The sequence below is a fragment of the Paenibacillus sp. JNUCC32 genome (genome assembly GCF_014863545.1).
In the GTDB taxonomy this organism is placed as follows: Bacteria; Bacillota; Bacilli; order Paenibacillales; family Paenibacillaceae; genus Paenibacillus_AQ; species Paenibacillus_AQ lautus_A.
This window is the reverse complement of sequence record NZ_CP062260.1, coordinates 2,053,936-2,074,636: the sequence shown is the minus strand read 5'-3', so window position 1 is coordinate 2,074,636 and position 20,701 is coordinate 2,053,936. Positions and strand designations below refer to the sequence as shown.

The following is a 20,701-nucleotide window of genomic DNA, read 5'->3' as shown; positions in this document are numbered from 1 at the left end:
TAGCGCCGGTTAATGCCCAATCAAGCCTACCCTTGGAACTTTAAGCTATCGCAATCCTACGGGACGTAACCGAAGCCCAAAATCGTGAATCGCTTATCCTCGTGCCCTTCCGCCATTTGGATCTCTACCACATGTTCTTCTGACTTGGACTCATTGTATAAAATCACGGCGCTGCAGTGCGTCCAATTGACTTCATGCGGATCGGCGGTCTTCTTCAGCTTCCTGTCTACCCATATGTTCGCGGTCCCGAATGCCCGGCTTCCGGAATCTTTATACACAAGGATAAGACTCTTGCTCCGGATGGTCATTTTAAAGCTGTGCTTGCCGGAATCGGCCGTATGCATCCAGTTGTGCGGGAATTGCGGCGTCCCGTATGCATGATCGTCCATTTCCGCCGTCTGCAGATCCGTGTCGGTGTCCGAAAAACCGCCAGGATCAATGCGGGCGAAACGGTCGCCATTCCTGCGATCGAGCAGCTTCGTTAAAGCGAAGTCATTTCCGATCAGCGGAGACTGTACATCCGTCAGGTCCTCCTCGTCGATGGAGGAACGATCGGTTACCTCGAATAACCAGCCCAAACAATCGGCCATCACCCGATGTCCTGCATTGGTCGGATGATATATGTCGTAGAAAAACTGCCTTTTCGTAATCACGTTGCCTTGCTCCTTGCTGTATCGAAACTGTTCCGTGACCGCATCCTTCACGCTGACCATCGGAAGGTTGTAATGCCAGCCTACGGGAGCTAGCCGGTCTTGAAGATTCCAGTCGTTCACGAATACGCTGAACAGCAAAATCACCGCCGGCTTGTGATCGGCACGAAGAGCCTTGAGGACCAGGCTCTCGTAACAGTTTCCTTTCGTTTCGTCGCCGGCGTCGTTGACGGCAAACTCGACGATCACGATATCCGGCTGTACCTCCCCTTCTCGAAGCACATCCCGATCATAGCGGACGATGCCCAGCTCCGACGGCGTGCCGCCTACGCCGGCTTTGATCAGACGCATCGGGCTGTCGGCGGCTGGTGCAAACCTTCGCTTGAACAGGTCATAGGATTGGTATGCGTAGCATTGGGAATGGAGCGGGACAGCACCGGCCCCTTGGGTGATGGAACCACCGATGTAGGCGATGGTTACGGGCTCGCCTCGCTTCGCTTTTTCGATCGCCGCTTTTAGTCGTTTGTTATGGCCCGGACTTATGAGCGATTTCTTTATCATGTCTTGATATGCTTGTGATTCCACATCGACCGGCGGGTCGGCTGCAACCTCGGGAACTTGGTAACCGTCACGAAGATAGAATACGATGCTTGCCGTTGCCAACGCGCCCCCTCGCTCAAACTCAAAGACGAATTTGCCCGGAACATGGTCATCCGAATATCGACCCTCGTCGTCATCCAGAACCAAGAGCGTTTCCGTTCCGTTGGCTGGACAGGTTATAGTCTGCCGGGATCCCGTTTCGTATGGATTCGCTTTTCCCCAGTTCCAAAATGTGAATAGGGCGCTCGATGCGTCTCGTTCATGAGCATGAACGGAGATCCCGATACAGTCCACCAGCCGGCGGAGACCGCTGCTGCTCTTTAGCAGCTCAAGAATGGTTTCATCCGTCACACCTCCCGTAAATCGGGCTTTATCGACGAGTTGGCTCCCGTCCAGGTAAATCTCTTGCGTATATTTCCCATTGGGACGAATCGTCGCTTCGATCATCGTCTCATATAGGATGTAAAGTCCGCGGCGTCCGACTACCGGATTCTGCGGTGCGGCCGGGCCATCCGTTTCATTTGCCGCTGTCGTCCCATGGTCTGCCATGGCTCGTCATCCTCCTGCCCTACCGTTAGGCTTTTTCGTAGCGGAAATAATCGAAGTCGGCATGGCCGCCGATTTGCGTGGTGGCATAATAAAATAACCCGATCCGATAACCCATAAAGTGATCTAACGTATACCGCATGTTCAGCTCTCCGCCGATCGGCATCCACTCCGACCCGTCGACAGAATAATGAAAGGAAGCCACATCTTTGCTGTTTTCAAAATCAAAATGGATTTTCAAATGCACATCCCTGCCGTGAAAACGTACGGTTTCCAGCTCCTTCTCTAGGCCATCCCCATCGTTCACGCTCATCCCGATGAACTTGTCGCCGTTTTCTGCCACCTTAACGCCTACGGTGCCGAAATGGCTTTGCAGGGCAACAAGCCCAGCTCGATCGCCCGGCTTCATACGATCCGTATCCAGCAAGGCCAATCCCATGCAAGCAGGCCCTTCCGTACGCTGCGTTAACGTATTGCGCGCCTGAAGCACGCCTGCAGCCAAGCTGCCCGTCGTCAGTCTTAGGAAACCGGGGCGTTCGGTCACCGACCACAGCCGATGATCCGGGTTGTGGTTCCACTGCCAATTCAGCGCCAGTTTATCCGATTCGTATTCGAATTCGTCGCTGATCACGAGCGGCTTCGCCGCGCCTTGCGGCAAGTCGACATCAAACCGTTCCGGCACCTTGCCTTCCATGCCGAACACCGGCCAATCCTCCTCCCAGGCCACCGGCACCAAGCACGGGATTCTGCCGACGGCATCATGATCCTGGAACAGCATCGCGTACCACTTGCCATCCGGCGTGTCGAATATTCCTCCCTGGGCAATTCCCTTGTTACGGTATCCGAGATCGTCATCCAATACGATTCTTCGTTCATAGGGGCCGAGCAATTCCCGTGACCGGTAACAGATTTGTCTGCGCCGGCCGTTGCCGAAGCCTGCTTTCGGCCATTCAATGAACAGCAAATAATAATAACCGTTGATTCGATAGGCATGGCAGCCTTCGCAGCGAAGTCCGATACCCTCCGCTTCCGTTTTGAACAGCAGCTGGTGGATTCCGTCCGATTTAAGAGCCGTGGTATCCGCGGTCAACTCGGTGATGTAAATATCCCCGTTGCCGTAGATTACGAAGACGCGGTCATCATCGAAGAGCAGGCCCGGATCATGCCGAAGTCCGTCGATGACCGAACGCTGCCACGGCCCCTGAACGATATTGTCCGTGCAGTACAAGTAAAATTTCCTGGTATCGTTGCTGGAGAAACAAACATAGAATTTGCCCTGATGATAGCGTAGGCTGGCCGCCCAGGATCCTTGCCCGTATATATTTTGGCCGTCTTCCAAACGATGGGCCTCATTGTCTTCGAACGTATCATATACGTAACCGACAATTTCCCAATGCATCAAATCCTCGGATCTCATGATCGGACAACCCGGCATCGAATGCATGCTGGTGCTGACCATATAATAAGCATCCTCTGCGCGGATGACATCCACATCCGGCACGTCCGCCCATATGATCGGATTTGTGATCAATGTCTTGTTCATAGATGGTTTCTCCCTTCAACTATTGGAGACTGCTGGGAACGGTGCGCGATCAAACATCCTGAAATGTCTGATCTGCCCTGGCTTCCTTCAACAGGTTCCAGTAAGATTCCTTCGGATGATGATTCTCATCGAAGACAAACGGCCAATTTTTGCGGCCCCTTACCGGAAAATGATCCAGCCAGGTATAATCGTCCGCCGCGCCCCAGAAGGTTACGGAAGTTATGCTGCCGCTGTACTCTTTAAGCAGCCGGAACAATTGTCCGTAACGCTCCGCCTGGCGCTCAAGCATTTCTTCCGTCGGCGCCGCCTGATCGGTCCGCTTATCCTCATGCGTGAAAACGGATACGTCAAGCTCCGTTATATGGAGCATCATGTCAAGGCTTGCATATCTTTCGATGGCCCTGCGGATATCGTCAAGCGAAGGGAACTCCAGATTCCAATGAGCTTGAAGCCCGACGCCGTGAATCGGCACATCCTGCTCCTTTAACGATTTAAGGAGCGCGTAAATCTTCTCCCTCTTCTCCGGTACGGATTCGTTGTAATCGTTATAAAACAGCAGCGCTTGCGGATCCGCTTCATGCGCGTATTCGAATGCCTTGGCGATAAAATCCTCCCCGATTGACGCAAGCCACGGGGAAGAACTAAGAAGTTCGCTTCCGCTGTCGGTAATGGCTTCGTTCACGACATCCCAAGCATGGATATCTCCGCGATAACGGCCAACCACCTCATCGATGTGCGCTTTCATCCGCGCAAGCAGCAGCTCGCGGCCGGCTTTTCCGCCGGAGCTGTTTTGAAACACCCATTCCGGCGTCTGATTATGCCATACGAGGGTATGTCCTCGCACCGCCATTCCGTTCGATTTGGCAAACGATATAATCTGGTCGGCTTGCTCGAATGTATATACCTCTTCCGATGGGTGCAATCGCTCGAATTTCATTTCATTTTCCGCCGTAACGCTGTTGAAATGGTGCGTCAACAATTCCTTTTGGGTCACCATCGTGATCGGATTCACGGCAGCTCCGATGTTGAAGCTATTTCCAAAGGCTTCATGAAGCTTGGGCAGTTTCTCCACATTCATTCTCATCATTCAGCTTTCTCCTTATCACGTTTTTTTCGGTAATCGGCATCGAGCTATAAAATTGTTTATCCATAATTCTTGCTCGACTCTGCGGTAACGTCTGTTTATAACTCGGTCTTCGCCGCCTCAACAACGGCCCAAAATGCCGGTTTGGGCTGATGTCGTTGATCGAACAGCAAAGGCGCATTGGTACGTGCGACCGGAAAACCATGAAGCCAGGTATGATCGTCGGCGATGCCCCAAAATACGACGCCGCTAAGAATGTGCTTGTTTTGGCGGAATACCTTAAACAACTCGCCATATCGTTCGGCTTGCAGGTTTAGGATTTCTTGCGGGAGATCTTGGCCGTAATCGCTGCGGTCGTTCCAGGCATAAATGCTCATGTCGAGCTCGGTGACGAGATTGTCGAGGCCAAGCTCCGCGAATTTTCGCATCGACGCGATGATGGAATCCACCGATGGACCATACATGTCAATATGCGTCTGATGTCCGACACCGTCGATCGGAACACCTTGCTCCAGCAAATCTTTCACCAGCTGAAACAAACGGTCCCTTTTCACAGGGTTATCCGTTCCGTAATCGTTAATATAGAGCTTCGCTTCAGGTCCTCCGGCTTCCCGAGCCGCTCGAAAAGCCGTTGCGATGTAATCGGTACCGGCAATTTTATACCAATCGCTCGCGCGCATCCCGTCCGGATCCCCGGGTTCAATGACTTCATTCACCACGTCCCATGACGTAATCTCGCCCTTATATCGGCCGACGATCGTCCTTACGTGGGTATCCAGGCGTTCCAGCAGCAATTTTTTGTTCGCTTCCTGGCGCTTGGGGTCTGTCTCATCCACCATCGGCTTGCCTTCCGCATCTTGGAAAAACCATGCACCAACTTGGGTATGCCAGACCAGGGTATGGAAACGGACTTGCATGTTGTTCTCCTTGGCAAATTCCACGATTCGGTCGGCGTTCGTCCATTTAAACTGGCCTTCCGATGGCTGGATCGCATCCGGCTTCATTGCGTTCTCCGCCACCAGCCAGCGGACATGCTTCTTCAGCAGCTCCGACGATGGGCCGTTGGTCTGATTCGGTTCGATCGCGGCGCCGATCGGAAAATCCTCCTCGAATAGTTCATGAAGCGATGGAATATCTTGCCGTACAGACGGTTGTGCCTGCGGTTCAGTAGACGCGGGTTTGTTTGCCCTAGCTGGGGATTCGGCACTCGAATTCCCGTTCGACGCTTCGGAGTTCCCCCTTAGCTCCGCGGCTCCTTCCTCCAGTGTTCCTTGTGCCTGACTTTCCGCGGCCTGCTTGTTGCGGCTGTCCATATAGGACACGATTAAGAGGAGAACAACGGACGCTGCCACCGCAGTTGCCACTGACGTTACCGCCCATCTGCCGAGTTTAGACATACGAAGCAAAACACTGCCTCCTTTCCGCTTCGAGCAAAAAACAGAAATCCGGTACGGAACCCGGAACCCCGCCCGAATGGTCATAACTCCATATTAGCGCTTACATTGTTTTTGCAACAACCTGCCAAATTGGGGTCCTTCACCCGTCCAATCTCAGGTTGTCAAAATTTCTTACGCGTTCACATACCGGTTATATTCAGTAAGAAGTAAATATCGGTTAGAAATATAAAGATCGGCACATTGTGATCCAGCCTTCCGTTCCCCATAATGTTATCAAACCGTATGTAAGCGTTATTACAAAGAAGTTAGGGGGAAGCATTGTGCATGATATTCTGCTTGTTGATCTGGAAACTCATGATGTAGAAACACCGGGAAGCCTGCCGGATTGGAATGATTTGAGATGCTCGCGGTGCCGCTGCGTCAGGTCCTCCTCGTCCGCTATGCAATTCGTTGCCTTGGAGCCTTACACGGTAGTAATTATCCATGCGTTCGGTTCAGATTCCGCAGGCATGGAGTTATGCGAACAAATCCGGTGCGTAAGCCGGGTCCCTATCATTGTTGCCGGAGGCAGCACGGACTTTTATTGGACCCGGAAAGCCTTGCAGCTGCAAGTCAACGATTATTTGCCAGCACCGTTCACGATCGAAGAGCTCAGCTCCAGCTTGCAGATGATCACGCCGGCAACCGATTCCGGTGACGGGAATCCGTGTCTTAGAGTGTCCCATGTCCATGCGGAAAAGGAGGATCAGGTCATTCAAGAGGTCAAGGAATACTTGGAAGATTCGAAGTATCAAAACGTCACCTTGAAAGAAATTGCCGAGCGGATGCATTTCAACTACTCCTATTTAGTCCAAAAATTCAAGTTCCACGAGAAGATGACCTTTAACGAATATCTGTTGCAGCAGAGGATGGAGAAAGCGAAATTCTTGCTGGTACACACCGACATGAAGATATACGAAATCGCTGACATGGTGGGTTATAACGATATGGACTGGTTCTATAAAAAATTCAAGTCCTATGCCGGCGTAAGCGCTAACATGTTTAGAAAAATGCATGGATCGCAGACAGTTCAGATCGCCTCTGGCCAGCATTAACTTGTACGTACATTATAACCTCGAAACCTAAAAAAGGCGCTGCTTTTTTCGAGAGCGCCTTTTTAGATTGCAATCATGTTATTAACGAACAGGCAATATCAGCAATCAATGATGAAATTTCCATGCTTCGAAATCAAATAGCCTCTGATCCCGCTGCCCGGTAAATACGAAGTAAAGATGATGGATGCCGGATGCGCCCGAAACCTCTATGGAGAATTCCCTACGCTGTTCCGTACTGGATGAAGGCGGTACGTCCACCGTACCGATCCGTTCTCCATCCGGACGATCCAGCCGAAGCTCCAGCCGCCCTCCCGCATATATACCCGAGACCCAAGCCGTAAACGCAGATGCTCCTTTCCCGAAATCAGCATTGGCCACAGCGATCCAATCCTTGTCATGGATGTCCGTGACCGTCAGTATCGGGCCGCCCTGCGAGTCCTCAGCAGCCGTAGACGTATCGACTTGAATTCCGGCATTCCATGCCATCGTTGCCGCCTCCGTTCGTTGGAAAGGATTGAGCGGCTGGATCCCTTTCACGCCTTCCATGTCAGCTTCAATCTCCCTGATGGTACCCTCCGGCTCGAAATAAACCCGGTTCAGATGGGTTGAGCGATAGCCTTTGGGAACCCCCATGGATTTCGACAACGTTTGGGCGTGATAGGCAATATACCAGTTTTGTCGGAGCTGAAAGATGACGTGATGATTATTCCCTCCGACCCCGAAGAAATGCCCTGGATTTTTCAAAATAGTCCCTTGATACGTCCAGGGTCCCATCGGATGCTCGCTGACCATATAAGCGATCTCGCCTGGAGGAGGACTGTTCTCCGGCCGCGTTCCTCCGGAGAAATTGGAACAGTACGTATAGTAATACCTTCCACCAAACTTGTTGATTCCTGAATCCTCGAACATATAAGGAGCCGGAATCGTGACGGCTTCTCCAAGCACGCTGACCATATCGTCGCCAAGCTGCATGACGCGTGCCGTATCCGGCATTTCGGCTTTGTCTTCCGGAACGCCGCCGCCAAAGTAGATATAGGCTTTCCCGTCATCGTCAACGAGTACGGCGGGATCAAACAACCACGTGACTCCTTCCACGCCAGGCGTGTTTCTTGTGATCAGCGGCTTTCCTATAGGATCTATCCACGGGCCAACGGGGCTGTCGCTCGTCAGTACACCGATGCCGCTGGCATTGTTGGCAAAATAGAGGAAGAATCGATCTTCCCCGTGAATCACCTTGTGCGCGGCCGCTGGTGCCCATGATTGCGTTGCCCATGCGGCAGCGCCGGTCGGTCCTGCAACCTGGATTGCGCCGTGATCGGTCCAATTGACCAAATCCGAAGAAGAGATGACGGACAGCTTGTTGATCGTGCTGTAGCTGTTGTCCTTGACGTTCCCGTCACCGTCATACTCTAGTGCGTCATACGTGTTATATAAATATACACGTCCGTCTACTGCCAGCGCATAGGGATCCGCGCCGAATTTATGCGAGACGACCGGATTCCCATTCGGAGGAATCTTGCCGATCGCGACCGCGTACGGCTCGCTGCGGGTGCTGTCCGCATCCCGAATCGTATCCATGCTGCTGCTGCCCTGGTCCATCATTTCAGTTCCCGCCTTGCCTGCTTTGATTTCATCACTCATCTGGTCACTCAACTCCTGGTTTAACAGTTTTGGATCGTCTTGGCCACGATTCGCAAGGTTTGCAAAGACAAACATTATGCAAACGAACGCGAATACGGTAGATATGACCAGTAAAGGCTTTACGGGCTTCATCCCTGAACACGCCCTCCTCCATCGTTACTTGGCGACCTGTCATTCCCATTACGGGTCGACATTCCGGAAGTGGTCGTAAAAAGTGTACCTCTTGCTAAGCAAGGTAACAACCCGACATTCCATCTGAAAACACCGGACTAATGGTAGGTGGCCGGCCTAATTCACGAGATTGTCCCGGTACTCCTGAGGCGTTAACCCCGTCGCCTTTTTGAAGAAGCGGGTGAAGGAATGGGCGGCATCGTATCCGACAAGAGGAGCCACGTCCCTTACTTTCAAATCCCCTTCCTTAAGCAGCTCCTTGGCTCTTCGTATTCGGCATTTTTCGATATATTCGGAGATGTTGATTCCCCGTTCTTGCTTAAACAAGCGCGATAGATAGGACGGATTGAAATAATAGCGTTCGGCAAGATGCACAAGGGTCACGTCCTGATCCAAATGCTCCTCGATATATTGACATACCCGATCAATGACATGCGCCGTTTTGCCTCGCTCATCCATTCGTTTGAAAGCGAAGATGTCTTCGGCCGTTCGCCTCAAATACCGAAAAGCTTCCTTCATGGAATCATGGCCTTCCAAGTCCAGCAGCTTTCCCCGTTCACCGGTCGGATCCTGAAGACCTAGCCGGGTCAGCTTCGCATACAACACCAGCGCAATAGAATAATAAGCTTGGGCAGCGTGCTGATGAAGATCGTCCACGGTCAGCACGAATTCCGACATCTGCTCCAATTCTTCCATAAATTCATTTTCCCTTCCGGCCTCCAAATGTGCTTCCAAGATGTCCGCCTTATGACTCGCCTCCACTCCTTCCTTGCAGTGCGGCGATTTGTCAGAGTCGGTTTGATCCTTGAGAATCATCGGAATTCCGTCGCCCAGCTTTAGCTGCTGCAGCCTTCGCAGCCGTTCATACTGTGGTGTCACATCCTCCCACCGGCACGGGAAGCCGCTTATGGTGAACGATACGGTAAGTTCAAGAGAATCAAGGCAGGCTTCCTGGATGAGTTCAAGCGTACCCTCCAAATAAAGAACCAGACGATCCCCGGTTGGGTTCTCGGACCGCGGCTGGAGCAGCCATAATAAATCCCCGTGTTTGTCCACGACGCCGATGCTGCGGACATGCTCCTCCATAAAAGAATTCCATATCCATCTTACCGATCGATGGCCATTTTTCTTTTCTGCATATGCTTTGCCTGCTGAATACGCTACGCGGCCAAGCGCTAACAGTACAGGGAGTTTCGGATCCAGCCCAATGTTCAAGGTTTGGAAATCGTCAATCATCGCTTCGTTATCCGCTCCAAGCAAGCTGCTGTCCGCTACGAATTGCCGGAAGTACTCCCCCTGCTCCATCCACTCCAGCGCTTCGATCTGCATGCGAGATTGCTTAAGCCATTCTTTCATGCGGTTGCCGCTCTCGATTTCATGGATAACTTCCTTCACGACCTCCATGACCTTATCGAAACCTTCCGTCTTCAACAAATAGCGAATATTGGGCATCTGGATCGCTTGATAAGCGTAATCGAAATTACTGTACCCGGTCAGAAAGATAATTCTGCACCTTGGCCAGAGAGCGCGGATGCTCTCCGTCAATTCCAATCCGCTCATGCCCGGCATGCGTATGTCCGTCAGAACGATGTCGATTCTCGTGCGCGACATCCAATTCAGCGCTTCCTTGCCGGAGTAGGCCCGGCAAACATCAAGCTTTTCGGGCATCCATTGATGAAATACTTCGAACAAACTGTTCGTAATAATCTCTTCATCGTCGACGACCAGCAATCTATACATGTCCATTCCCCTCCGTCAGCCTGATTCGAATCTGGACCCTCAATCCATTCAATGGACTTCTTGAAAGAACTAATCCGCTGCTTTCCCCGTACGTTAAGGCAATTCGCCGATGGATGTTGATAAGGCCCGTCACTTCAGGGGATTCAGGGGATTCAACGGATTCGGACGTCCGTTCAAGCCGCCTGTTTAGCTCTTCGATTTCGTTATCCGTCAGCCCGTTTCCATTTTCTTCAATCACGATGGAGGCTTCGTCATTATCCAAATGAAACGCTACATGCAGCAAACCTTCATCCTGCATTTTTTCGAGACTGTGCTCATAGGCGTTTTCGATAATAGGCTGAATGATCAATCGCGGCACCTTGATGGTCTCCATTTCCTTCGGCAGCTCCCCGAATTGAACGCGGATCCGCCTTGAGAATCTGAGCTTTTGAATCTCGGTATAAATGCGGGAATGCCTTGTCTCTTCCAGCAATGGAACGTTGTCCGCATCATTGCGGGTAATGAATCGAAAATATTCTCCAAGCATGTTCGTGAACAACTCGATTTGCGCGACATCCCCCGTTTTGGCCAGGGAACTCAAGATGAAGAAGCTATTATATAAAAAGTGGGGATTGATCTGGGATTGGAGCTGTTTCAGCTCCGCCCTTTGCATCATGAGCTTATGCCTGAAATCCTGATCAATCAAATGCTGCAGCTTGATAAGCATATGATTGAATCGATCGTATAAATAGCCGAACTCATCCCTTTGTCCATGCCTGATCCGGATATTAAACATGCCATCTTCCATTTTCCTGAAGCTTTGGACAAGCAGGAGCAGCGGTTTATGAACCAGCTTGTATGTCGATACGGCATAGATGGCGATGGCTAAGAGCGTCGTGCCTGCAAACAGCCAGGCCCAGACATAAAATTTACTTAGCGGCCGCTTCACCACCTCGGTAGGCAAGTAGGTGAACACGGATAATTTCAGCTTGTCGGAATACGCCTTATCGATCAGATACCTGCCTGTACCGATCGTTATCATTTGGCGATTCGCATTTGGGATGGCCTGCATGGCCCCTCCCATTAAACGATCCGCCTCCTCATGGCTGGCCAGAGCAAATCCGGACGGCTCGGAGACGATAAAAGCCCCGCTTTCCGGATATACGCTGATTTGCATCAGGGATTCCCTGAGTTTGCTCGGATCCAGTTCGATCTGAACGATCAGGAACGGCTCTTCCCCTTTTCTAGCTCCGTATTTAGCCGCTACAAGATGGAGCGTATCGTCGATCTGCAAGAGTCTCGCATTGCCGCGCGCCTTTCCTACTTGGACATTGTTATACCGTCTCGAGTCGAATGGGTTCATCCCGGTCATGGCTGAAATCGTTTTATCCATGCCGCGGATATGAACGAATACGTCTTTTATGTAGACACTGCTGTTTTTGATGGAGACCAGTCGAGGCAGCAAATAATGGAGGCTTGCTTTTCTATCGACCGTGCTCATCATCTCCCATGTCAGCGCCATTTTGTTGAGTTCCCCGTCCTGCAAAATATCGTATTGCTGAATTTCCAACCATTCGATTTCCCGGTTCAACCCGTCCAGGTAAGCCGAAAGTTGCGCTTGCGAATTTTTGGATATTTCCTGGCTAGCGTATTGGTAACTCCAGTTATACAGATAAACACCGAGAATGATAAGCGGAAGAATAACGAATAGATAGGTAGCAACCAATCGAATAAAGATGGTATTACGAATGGAATTCACGGGTAACTTAAGCAATTAAACTCCTCCGATGCGTGTGAATATGCTTGATGATTAGCCGCCTGATGGCCTTTGAAGCCAATCATGCTTGCGGGGCTCATGGTTCTATGGACGGCCTTTCTTGTCCTCATGCCATTGATTCACTTCGGCCGTAATGTCCGCGCCGCCAAGCCGATACCATTCCTCGACAAACCGGTCGAATTGGTCGACGGGTTCGCCGAGGATGATATTAACGAAGTAATCATGCTGAAGATTGTCCAGAATGTTTCTTCTTTCGATCATGGTTTCGGTCGGAGCGCCGGCAAATGCATCGAATAACAACTGATCGTTTTTCTCGTATTGGTCCAGGATGCTCATCGCACCGGATGCCCCGTAGATTTTTTCCCATCCCCAGCCGGATTCGCTGTCTTCTTTCTTATCCATATATCGATCGATTCGGTCTTGTATGAATCCGGACTCACCTTGTAACTGTGACGTCGAGCCTTGTCGACGCGCTTCGGCGATTTGCCGGTAGGCTTCGAGGTTTTTATCAGCAGGGAAAGGAGTCACGGGAGATAGACCCCACACGGGCGAGGAATCGTTGTAGTAAGTCCCGTACTCGGCCGTTTTGCCCCAATTTTTTTCAAGATGCAAATTGAACATTTTCAGAATCGCTTCCGGGTGAGCGAAATCCTTTCTTACGGCGTAAAAAGAACTTGTGGTAAATTTAAGCGGAACCTTTGGCGCCTTGCCGGAGTCAGTAACAATGGGAAAAGCCTGCCACTCTGCATCCGGATCGCCGCTTCGGCTGGATTGAAACAAGAATGCTCCCCATTGCTCTCCATAGGCCATTCCGATCTTCCCATCGGCTATGAGCTGTTTTGCTTTGCTTCCGTTTTTAAAAATGAATTCACTCTCGATTTCATGGTTGCGATACATATCCTGAAGCGCTTTGAGCGCCTGTTTCACTTCGGGCTGAATGCCTCCGTATACGAGTTTGCCGCTCTCGTCTTCAAGCCATATGTTCGGGTAGGCTCCATAACCGGCCATGAATCCGGTTAAGCCCATGACGGGGTCCCACAAATATTGGGTAGCCGCTATTCCATAGGTGTCCTGTTGGCCATTTCCGTCGGGATCCTGTTCTGTAAACGCTTTCGAAATTGCCAGGACATCATCCATCGTTTGCGGAGGCAAGAGTTCCAATCGGTCCAGCCAATCCGTTCGAATCCACAGAAACATCGCCTTTTCGATAGAGGAATCGGTCTCTGGTATGCCCATCAGCTTGTCACCGATTATGCCGGATTCCAGGGTGCCGCTCCCTTCCTGACGATGAACTTGCCGAGTCAACGCGGAAGCATATTCCTCATAAGACTGCGTCAGATCCTGGATCAGACCGGCATGACTCAATTGCCTGAGCTGCTGGGCATTGACCTTGACGATATCCGGAATGTCCCCTGAAGCCAGCATAATATCCAGCTTTTTGTGGTATTGTTCGCTTCTCACAGCCCATTTGTATTTGATTTGAATGCCAAGAACTTGTTCGTACAACTGACTCCAGCGATTGTCCTCCAGCGTTTCATCAGGCAATGCCTTCAGAATATCTTCCAAGCCGTCGCCGATTTCTCTCACAAGCGTGACTTCGATCGGCGGATGATAAACGCTTAATGACTTATCGTTGTATACGCCCTCCCCGCGTGTTTCCGGCCCCCGATTGTGGTCGATACCGCTGCTTTGGTGACAAGACGCCAGTGTTGAACCAAACAGTAAAGCGCTTAGCATGACCTTGGAGAAGTTCTTTACGATGATCAGCAACAGATAACACCCTTTCCTATCGATTAATTGTATTATTATACTTTAAAGGCTCCGGCCCACAATAAACATTTTTTTACTTACTATCCCATTATTTACTTGTTGCTGCATGCAAGCAAAAACCGCCATCCCCTAGATTCGGGGTGGCGGTTTTCATCTTGAAATGTTAGCCTACGATACCGGTACGCTCGATACTTTCCACGAAGTATCGCTGGACGAACAAATAAATGACGATCAACGGAAGGATGGCCAGCAAGATGCCGGTATCCTGCACCATACTCAAATAAAAAGGGTCTGCCTTCGACGGATCGCCGCCCAGCATGATGGACAGATTGTACGGCAGCGATGAAAGCTGGGTGGACATGACCTTGCTTGAAGTCAGATACGTCGTCGTGTAGAAGCTGTCGTTCCATTGCCAGACGAAGGAGAACAACGTCGTGGTAATGACGGCAGGAATCGCGTTCGGCATCATGATGCGGGTAAAGGTGGTTCCGACGCCCGCGCCGTCGATATACGCGGCCTCCTCCACTTCTTTCGGAATGCCGCGGAAAAATTGTCGGAATATAAAAATGTACAAACCGGCTTTGAGGGAATTGGCCGTCAGCGAAGTCAGAATGAACGGCCAATAGCTGTTTAACAGATTGACGGATTTCCCGGTTATGAGCGGGATCAAGCCCATCAGCGTAAAATCTTTCAGATTCAAGTATATAGGAATGAGAATCGTGGTTGGGGGCACCAGTATCGTCAGGATAACGCAAGCGAACATAAATTGGCTGCCCTTGAACTTCAAACGGGCAAAGCCGTATCCCGCAAGCGCGCAAGAAGCGGCTGTCAAGACCGTCGTCGTCGCCGACAGCGCAAACGTGTTAAACAGCGTTTCCCAGTAATCCATAATGCGGATGGCATCAAGGAAATTGCTCATCGTGAAATTTTCCGGAATCCATACGACGACCGGTGAATAAAGATCGGCCTTGTCTTTGACGGCCGTCGAGATTTTTTGCAGAATCGGATACAGAATGACAAAGGACAGGCCTGCGATCAATGTTAAACGTATGAAAGACCAGAGCCATCGTTTCCAATGTTCGAGCGATAGCCACCGAGATACCGGCATTGCATTCACCTTCTTCTATTCATGGTAAAAGACCTTCCTGGATACCAAATATGCGCTGATTAATAGGATGATAGTAATGGCTAAGAAATAAATCCAGGCCATCGCTGAGCTAAGGCCGAAATCGAACTGAACGAAGCCCGTGGTCCGGATTAACTCTGTCAGCTCATTTCGGGAGAACGAGTCGATAATCGTATAAATCATATTGACCAGGATTAGCGGGCTGACCATCGGAAACGTGATTTTCCAGAAGGCTTCGTAACCCGTTGCCCCTTCCATCTTGGACGCTTCATACAGCTGGGGAGATATCGTCTGGATGCCAGCCAGGAATATGAGAATCTGTACGCCGGATTGGCTTACAATATCATAGATACGATCCACGGCTCCCGTTAAATAGTTTACGATGGTCTCGCTTACGCCGGCTTGAAGCATTAATCGCTCGAGCTCAAAGCTTCCCAAAGCGTTGATCAGCCCTCCGGAACCGGCATTCTGATCATTGATCGCCTGAACGAGGCTGCTGCTTTCCAGGGTCAGTATGACCCCGGAAGCAAGAATGACAGGCAGGAAGAATATCGATCTGGCAAAGGAACGGCCAAGGAATTTCTGATTCAGGACAACAGCCAGAAAGAGGCTGAAAATAACGATCAAGGGCACGTTCACCACCATATTAACAATCGCTTCGGTCAGCATTCGATTAAAGCTGGTGTTGACCGTAAAGGCGGTCATATAGTTTTTCATCCCCATTAGCGTAATGCCGATTCCTTCGGAATTCGCGGTTACAGTGCTAAAACTGTAGATCAGGGAAGTCAGCAAAGGGATCAGGAAGAAAAATATAAAGCCGAGAAGCCAAGGCATAACATAAGCAATGCCCCATAAAGCCTTCTGTTTCCCATAGCTCCTTTGCTTTCCCCCCAATCGCTGGGTTATGAATTTCACGGCGCTTCACCACCTGTCACATAGCTTTCGGCTTCAATGGTTAGATCGTCAATCGTCACCGGTACATGATTATAATTCACGATGACATAAACGCCGCTCTCATATATCGTCTTGAATACGCCGTCAGCCAATTCGTCATGTCCGATGATCCGATCATGGCGAACCTTTTTCAGAAAAGCATTCACTTCCTCATAGATACGGGCGGCTTCATCGATCCATATCTCGTAATTGGCGGAGAACAAGTCGTTATGCGCCGTGTCCTTTATGTTGTGATTCGGTTCATAGATCCATTGGAAGTACACGCCGGAACCGTACTCCAAACACTTCAATATATACGGTTTGGGATCGGTATACGCAGTCAGATTGTAGGGTGAGCCTGTGTAATCGATATAACCGCGGACGACCATTTGATAGAACGGGATTTCCGCGTCCTCGATTTTAAACCTGCTGCTTGCCATGGGCGCGTGGGTGATATCGGTTAAGAAAGGCAGCGCATAAGCATTTCCTCCGTCAGCCATGACCTGAAGATTGGCATCTTCAATTTTGTTCAGCGCATCCTGAGACAGCTGCTCGGACTCCGTGCGGTCAATTTGGCGGTGCTTGCGAAAATCGCTATCGAGCTCGGCGGCCAGATCACTCAGCGAAACGGCATTTGCGCCGTATTTGCCATAGTCCTTTAAGAAAGCTTCCGTGTAACTACCTATTAACCGCGGCGATATGACATAGGTCGGCCAACCGGTCCGATCCCGGCGATTCAATGCCGGATTGAATGAATAGAGCTCTGCGGGGACGCCTCGCAGCGTTCTGGCCGCCTCCTTCGTTACGTTGAACCCGGAACCGGACAATGCCGTAAGGAAGGCGACATCCGGATATAGCGTTACCCCATTCTCGTTAGCATAGGATAACAGACGCCGAAGTCCCTTCTCTCCCCCTACCTGCTGGTCAACGGAGACGCTGCCAGGTACCTCATGAGCCAGCCCCTTGTTGAACCAGCCGCTATACTTCAATTTGATGTCATGGATTCCACGCTGGCTCATGTCTGTCAGAATACTTTGCGCTTGTTCAAAGGTCGTGAGCGGCTCCAGCGCCCGATAGGGAATTCCTGCAAAATGCTTCTTCTTATAAATGCTGCCTACGAGCTCCAGATAGAACGGCATATTGTCCCCGTTCCTCTCGTCAATTGCGGGAAGACCGCCATGCTGCTCCAAATATTTCCTGTAATAGGCAGCAAGTCCTTGATAGGAAGCCGACTGCTTGCCCACGAAGGCATATCGGACCGTAAAATCGCTTCGCATCGGAGCTTCCTGAAATTTCGGAAGCGAGCGCTGCTGGCCGTTCGCATCCAGGCTTAAGTCGCCTTTGTTGATCACCGTGAACGTCGGGTAAACGTAGTTATAGCTGTTCAGTCTGCCGCTAACGTCAGCATTGATTGTCGCGGCCGGAGCCCCTTCCTCGATGATGCCGATAAATGCCCCGGCTTGACGGATGATTCCGAACACCGGCAGCCTGATTTCCTGGCTGAGTTCTGCCGTTTCGATGCGGCTCATGGTTCGGTCCGTTCCGTACACGTTCTGTTGGTAGGCTGGATACCGGGTCTTGCCGTTATTAAAATGGATCAGCGCCCCCGATCCGTCCGGAATGAAGATCGAGCCTTTTTCTTCCGTTCCCCCGGCACCGAAGAAACTCAGGAACGATATGGTGTTCACCGGATATTCACCCGGGTAATCGATGCTGGAAACCGGGATCTTGGCGAGCAGACTGTCGCCGTCCAGCGTGTATTCAACCGAAGCATGAAATACCCGCGGTTCAGGCTTGGTCTGATCCAAATGGTTTTCCTCAATGTCGACCAGCAAATCTTCTTCGGTATACCCGGCATCCTCAAAGGCTTTAAGCGCCCGCTCCAGCTGAAGGCCTTTAAGCGCGCCGTCGGACCGGACATACATCTCCTGTTCCGCATCCTCGGTGTACGCGATTTTCAGCGTTCGCTGGCCCGTGCTGTCCAGCTTGCTTAACAGGTTCTGCTCGAAGCGCGCCTTGCTGATCTTCATGGGCATGTCGTCGATTGTTTTCTTGTCCGAGCCGAACCGGTAGTTTACGCGAACGCCATTTGCGATTTCCTCCATGCCGATTTGTTTATAGGCCACGCTATCGGCATGCGAATTGACGGAGTTTATTTGTCCGAAACTATTATAAAAATCAAGCTTCAGCTGAGAGGACAACAAACTCTTGTTCACGCCTGCAGCCAGCGGATCCGACTCGCGCCCGGGAGGATTGCTGTGCCAAACTTCCCCGCTCGCTTTATGCACGACGGCGATCGTCCCCGTCTGATCGTCCGCTAGCAGCTGCAGTTGATCGTTCTCGGCGATGCCTTTCATGCCTTGGACTTTCGGATTGGCGAACGACGCCTTAAGGGTTGAATCGAGTTTAAACGTTTCGGTGAGCCTGTTGACTTGATCGCCAGCTGCCTCATCGGGTCCTTTATCCGTACATCCGGCCATGATCAGCGCTGTCAGTACACTGGCAGCAAGCAGCATATATCTAGCGAAATTGCCCATTTTTCCTCCTCCTTAAGTTCTCATGACCAATTCTTGATAGATGACGGATATAAAGGCCACGATCTGTTGGACCAAGCTGAAAAACAGCAAGCTGATAAAAGCCATGAACCCCATGGCGACCAGGGTCAGCATCATAATTCCGATCGTTTTGGACGGGGAAAACTGATGTACGGTCATATTGCCGATAAACAGCAGATATACGAACCAAAGAACCGCAACGGAGTTGGAAAAATAATAGAAGGCGGTCTCTTGCAGCGAAACGAGATTGCTGAGCCAAATCCATGGAAATTGAATGATCACGAGCGGCAGAAGCGCAAAGCAGGTCGACGTGAAAATTTCGACGAATTTGCCTTCTCCGTCCATCAAGGTCGTAAGCGACCAGTTGGCCACGCACCAGAACAATACCGGCACGATCACATAGACGATTTCCATGAAGCTGTTCATGGTCTCTGGATTGTACACATGGACTAGAAAACCGCTGTACTGGCTCCCCAAAATGTTCGTAACGGCCACCAGGAACAATACGCAAAATGAAATGATCAACGTGAATTGTCGGTTGCGATCGTATTTCAGGTCCCAATAGCCTTCAAAGGGATGAACCATGAGATTTAGGGGGAATCGAATCCAATCCCTGCTCATGCGGAAGCCCCCTTTCTTCGTTCCTTCACTTTCCGAAGCCTTGCCGCGGCAAAAATACCGATTCCGGCTAAGAACAGCATGGTCATGATCACCGGAAAATGCTCTCTCATGACTTCTTTTCGATATAGCAGGAATGCTTTGGAATAGTTTTTTTGATCCAAACTGCGTTTAAAATGCTTCATGGCGTCCTTATAATCGCCTTGACGAAGCAAGGCTTTACCGATCCCCGCATAGGCAAAATCCAGATTTGCATTCATGGCGATCGTTCGATTAAACAACGCAAAAGCGGTTTCTTCCTCGCCACGGTAATAGCTTTTGACTGCTTCATTCAGCGTTCGCCCGTACTCGGTCGTTCGGAAGACGGTGATTTCGCCCAGCGCTTTATCCAGCACAAGAAAATCCTCGCCGATTCGATCGATGGCGGCCGGCGTATGAAACTGGCCCAATTGGTTCCCCAGCCCGCCGAATACGTACATCAGATGACCGTCCCCGTTGTAAGTGAACACCCGCCCTCGCTTGCCATCGAGAACGGAGTAAATCTCGCTGTCTGTAACATCGATATCGATCAGCTTAGAAGGACCTTCGCTGCTGATGTAAAGAATGTCGCCCTGCGGGTCGGAATACCCAGTTCTTCGTAAAATGTCGCTGCCTTGCGCGTTTAGCTTCTTAATGTTGTTCCCCCACTGGTCTCCGTTAGTGGCATAGATAAATCCTTCCGAATCAATATCCAGATTCGTAAACTCCGTAGGCGTAAACATGACCATCTGGCTTCGCTGCGCTTTAGTCGAGATCTGCTTCCAGAAATATTCGATCGGATCGATATAAACGCGATTCGCGCCAATGAAAGTAGTAAACGCCCCTTCGGCGTTGAATTCCATGAACCCGTCAAACACGCCGCCAGCCATGACATAAATTCGCTGCGCATGGTCCATTACGACCCGCACAGGTTCGAATTTAAACGAATCCTGCAATAGTTCCGACTCCGGCGAATCGATGATCTTGACCAGCTGAAAATCCGCATCTAAGTGAACCACCCGCTTGTTACCCGTGTCCGCTACAAGGACATCGCCGTCATCCGTCACGAAAATCCCTTGCGGTTGAAGGAATGTATCCGGCTTGCCCTCTCTCGTAAAGGAATCCACGGTGCTTACCAGCTTTAGATCACGGTCCAGCACAACGATCCGATTGTTGCCTGAATCCAGTACGTATACGCGATTGTCGGCGGCGACGTGGAGATCGCTGGGCTCTTGGAAAGGTCCCGTCCCCAGGTCCGAGCCGCTGATCCATTCGGTCGCCACATAAGCGGCCGGCACTGCGACGGCATCGCCCCAATAGGAATAATTGTAGGAGTCCGCGGCGCTCTCGGCGCTTACGTTCCCCGTTCCTGCGCCAACCCCCAATAAGCAGCAGATCAAGATGAGGAGAGGCGTTTTCAGTTTGCGCAAGCTATTGATCAATCTGGTCATGCCTCCTT

At 50.9% G+C, this 20,701-nt stretch carries 14 protein-coding genes; 1 reads left to right on the top strand and 13 read right to left on the bottom strand.

What is annotated here, in order from left to right; all coding sequences use genetic code 11:
• Positions 1-56: 56 nt before the first annotated feature.
• The 4 genes from JNUCC32_RS09425 to JNUCC32_RS09410 form a co-directional block, all read right to left on the bottom strand.
• Positions 57-1,799 (bottom strand): SGNH/GDSL hydrolase family protein, encoded by a 1,743-nt coding sequence (locus JNUCC32_RS09425; protein WP_192571783.1) that lies wholly within the window; start codon positions 1,797-1,799, stop codon positions 57-59.
• Positions 1,800-1,824: 25 nt separating this feature from the next.
• Positions 1,825-3,339, bottom strand: a complete 1,515-nt coding sequence (locus JNUCC32_RS09420; RefSeq protein WP_192571782.1) for a glycoside hydrolase family 43 protein — start codon at positions 3,337-3,339, stop codon at positions 1,825-1,827.
• 49 nt (positions 3,340-3,388) lie between these two features.
• The gene (locus JNUCC32_RS09415) at positions 3,389-4,423 is read right to left on the bottom strand and encodes an endo-1,4-beta-xylanase (protein WP_430623465.1); all 1,035 of its coding nucleotides are present in this window, start codon (positions 4,421-4,423) and stop codon (positions 3,389-3,391) included.
• Between the two features lie 98 nt (positions 4,424-4,521).
• Positions 4,522-5,820 (bottom strand): endo-1,4-beta-xylanase, encoded by a 1,299-nt coding sequence (locus JNUCC32_RS09410; protein ID WP_323373761.1) that lies wholly within the window; start codon positions 5,818-5,820, stop codon positions 4,522-4,524.
• A gap of 320 nt (positions 5,821-6,140) precedes the next feature.
• On the opposite strand from JNUCC32_RS09410, the gene JNUCC32_RS09405 reads away from it, so the two are divergent.
• A complete protein-coding gene (locus JNUCC32_RS09405; protein ID WP_192571780.1) occupies positions 6,141-6,914 on the top strand; it encodes a helix-turn-helix domain-containing protein in 774 nt (257 codons plus the stop codon).
• 105 nt (positions 6,915-7,019) lie between these two features.
• Here the strand turns inward: JNUCC32_RS09405 and JNUCC32_RS09400 are convergent, their stop codons facing one another.
• The 9 genes from JNUCC32_RS09400 to JNUCC32_RS09360 form a co-directional block, all read right to left on the bottom strand.
• Positions 7,020-8,687, bottom strand: a complete 1,668-nt coding sequence (locus JNUCC32_RS09400) for a glycoside hydrolase family 43 protein (RefSeq protein ID WP_192571779.1) — start codon at positions 8,685-8,687, stop codon at positions 7,020-7,022.
• 156 nt (positions 8,688-8,843) lie between these two features.
• Positions 8,844-10,466 (bottom strand): response regulator, encoded by a 1,623-nt coding sequence (locus JNUCC32_RS09395; protein ID WP_192571778.1) that lies wholly within the window; start codon positions 10,464-10,466, stop codon positions 8,844-8,846.
• Positions 10,459-12,219, bottom strand: a complete 1,761-nt coding sequence (locus JNUCC32_RS09390; RefSeq protein WP_192571777.1) for a sensor histidine kinase — start codon at positions 12,217-12,219, stop codon at positions 10,459-10,461. The genes JNUCC32_RS09395 and JNUCC32_RS09390 overlap by 8 nt, the downstream gene beginning before the upstream one ends.
• 87 nt (positions 12,220-12,306) lie before the next feature.
• Entirely contained in the window at positions 12,307-13,959 is a 1,653-nt protein-coding gene (locus tag JNUCC32_RS09385; RefSeq protein ID WP_430623464.1) for an extracellular solute-binding protein, read from the bottom strand.
• Between the two features lie 196 nt (positions 13,960-14,155).
• Positions 14,156-15,100, bottom strand: coding sequence for a carbohydrate ABC transporter permease (locus tag JNUCC32_RS09380; RefSeq protein ID WP_028404889.1), 945 nt, complete (start codon positions 15,098-15,100; stop codon positions 14,156-14,158).
• Between the two features lie 15 nt (positions 15,101-15,115).
• On the bottom strand, positions 15,116-16,033 hold the full coding sequence (locus JNUCC32_RS09375) for a carbohydrate ABC transporter permease (protein WP_192571775.1): 918 nt from the start codon (positions 16,031-16,033) through the stop codon (positions 15,116-15,118).
• A complete protein-coding gene (locus tag JNUCC32_RS09370; RefSeq protein ID WP_192571774.1) occupies positions 16,030-18,588 on the bottom strand; it encodes a DUF5696 domain-containing protein in 2,559 nt (852 codons plus the stop codon). The genes JNUCC32_RS09375 and JNUCC32_RS09370 overlap by 4 nt, the downstream gene beginning before the upstream one ends.
• Positions 18,589-18,600: 12 nt before the next feature.
• Positions 18,601-19,227 (bottom strand): Yip1 family protein, encoded by a 627-nt coding sequence (locus JNUCC32_RS09365; protein WP_192571773.1) that lies wholly within the window; start codon positions 19,225-19,227, stop codon positions 18,601-18,603.
• A complete protein-coding gene (locus JNUCC32_RS09360; RefSeq protein WP_192571772.1) occupies positions 19,224-20,684 on the bottom strand; it encodes a hypothetical protein in 1,461 nt (486 codons plus the stop codon). The genes JNUCC32_RS09365 and JNUCC32_RS09360 overlap by 4 nt, the downstream gene beginning before the upstream one ends.
• Positions 20,685-20,701: the final 17 nt, after the last annotated feature.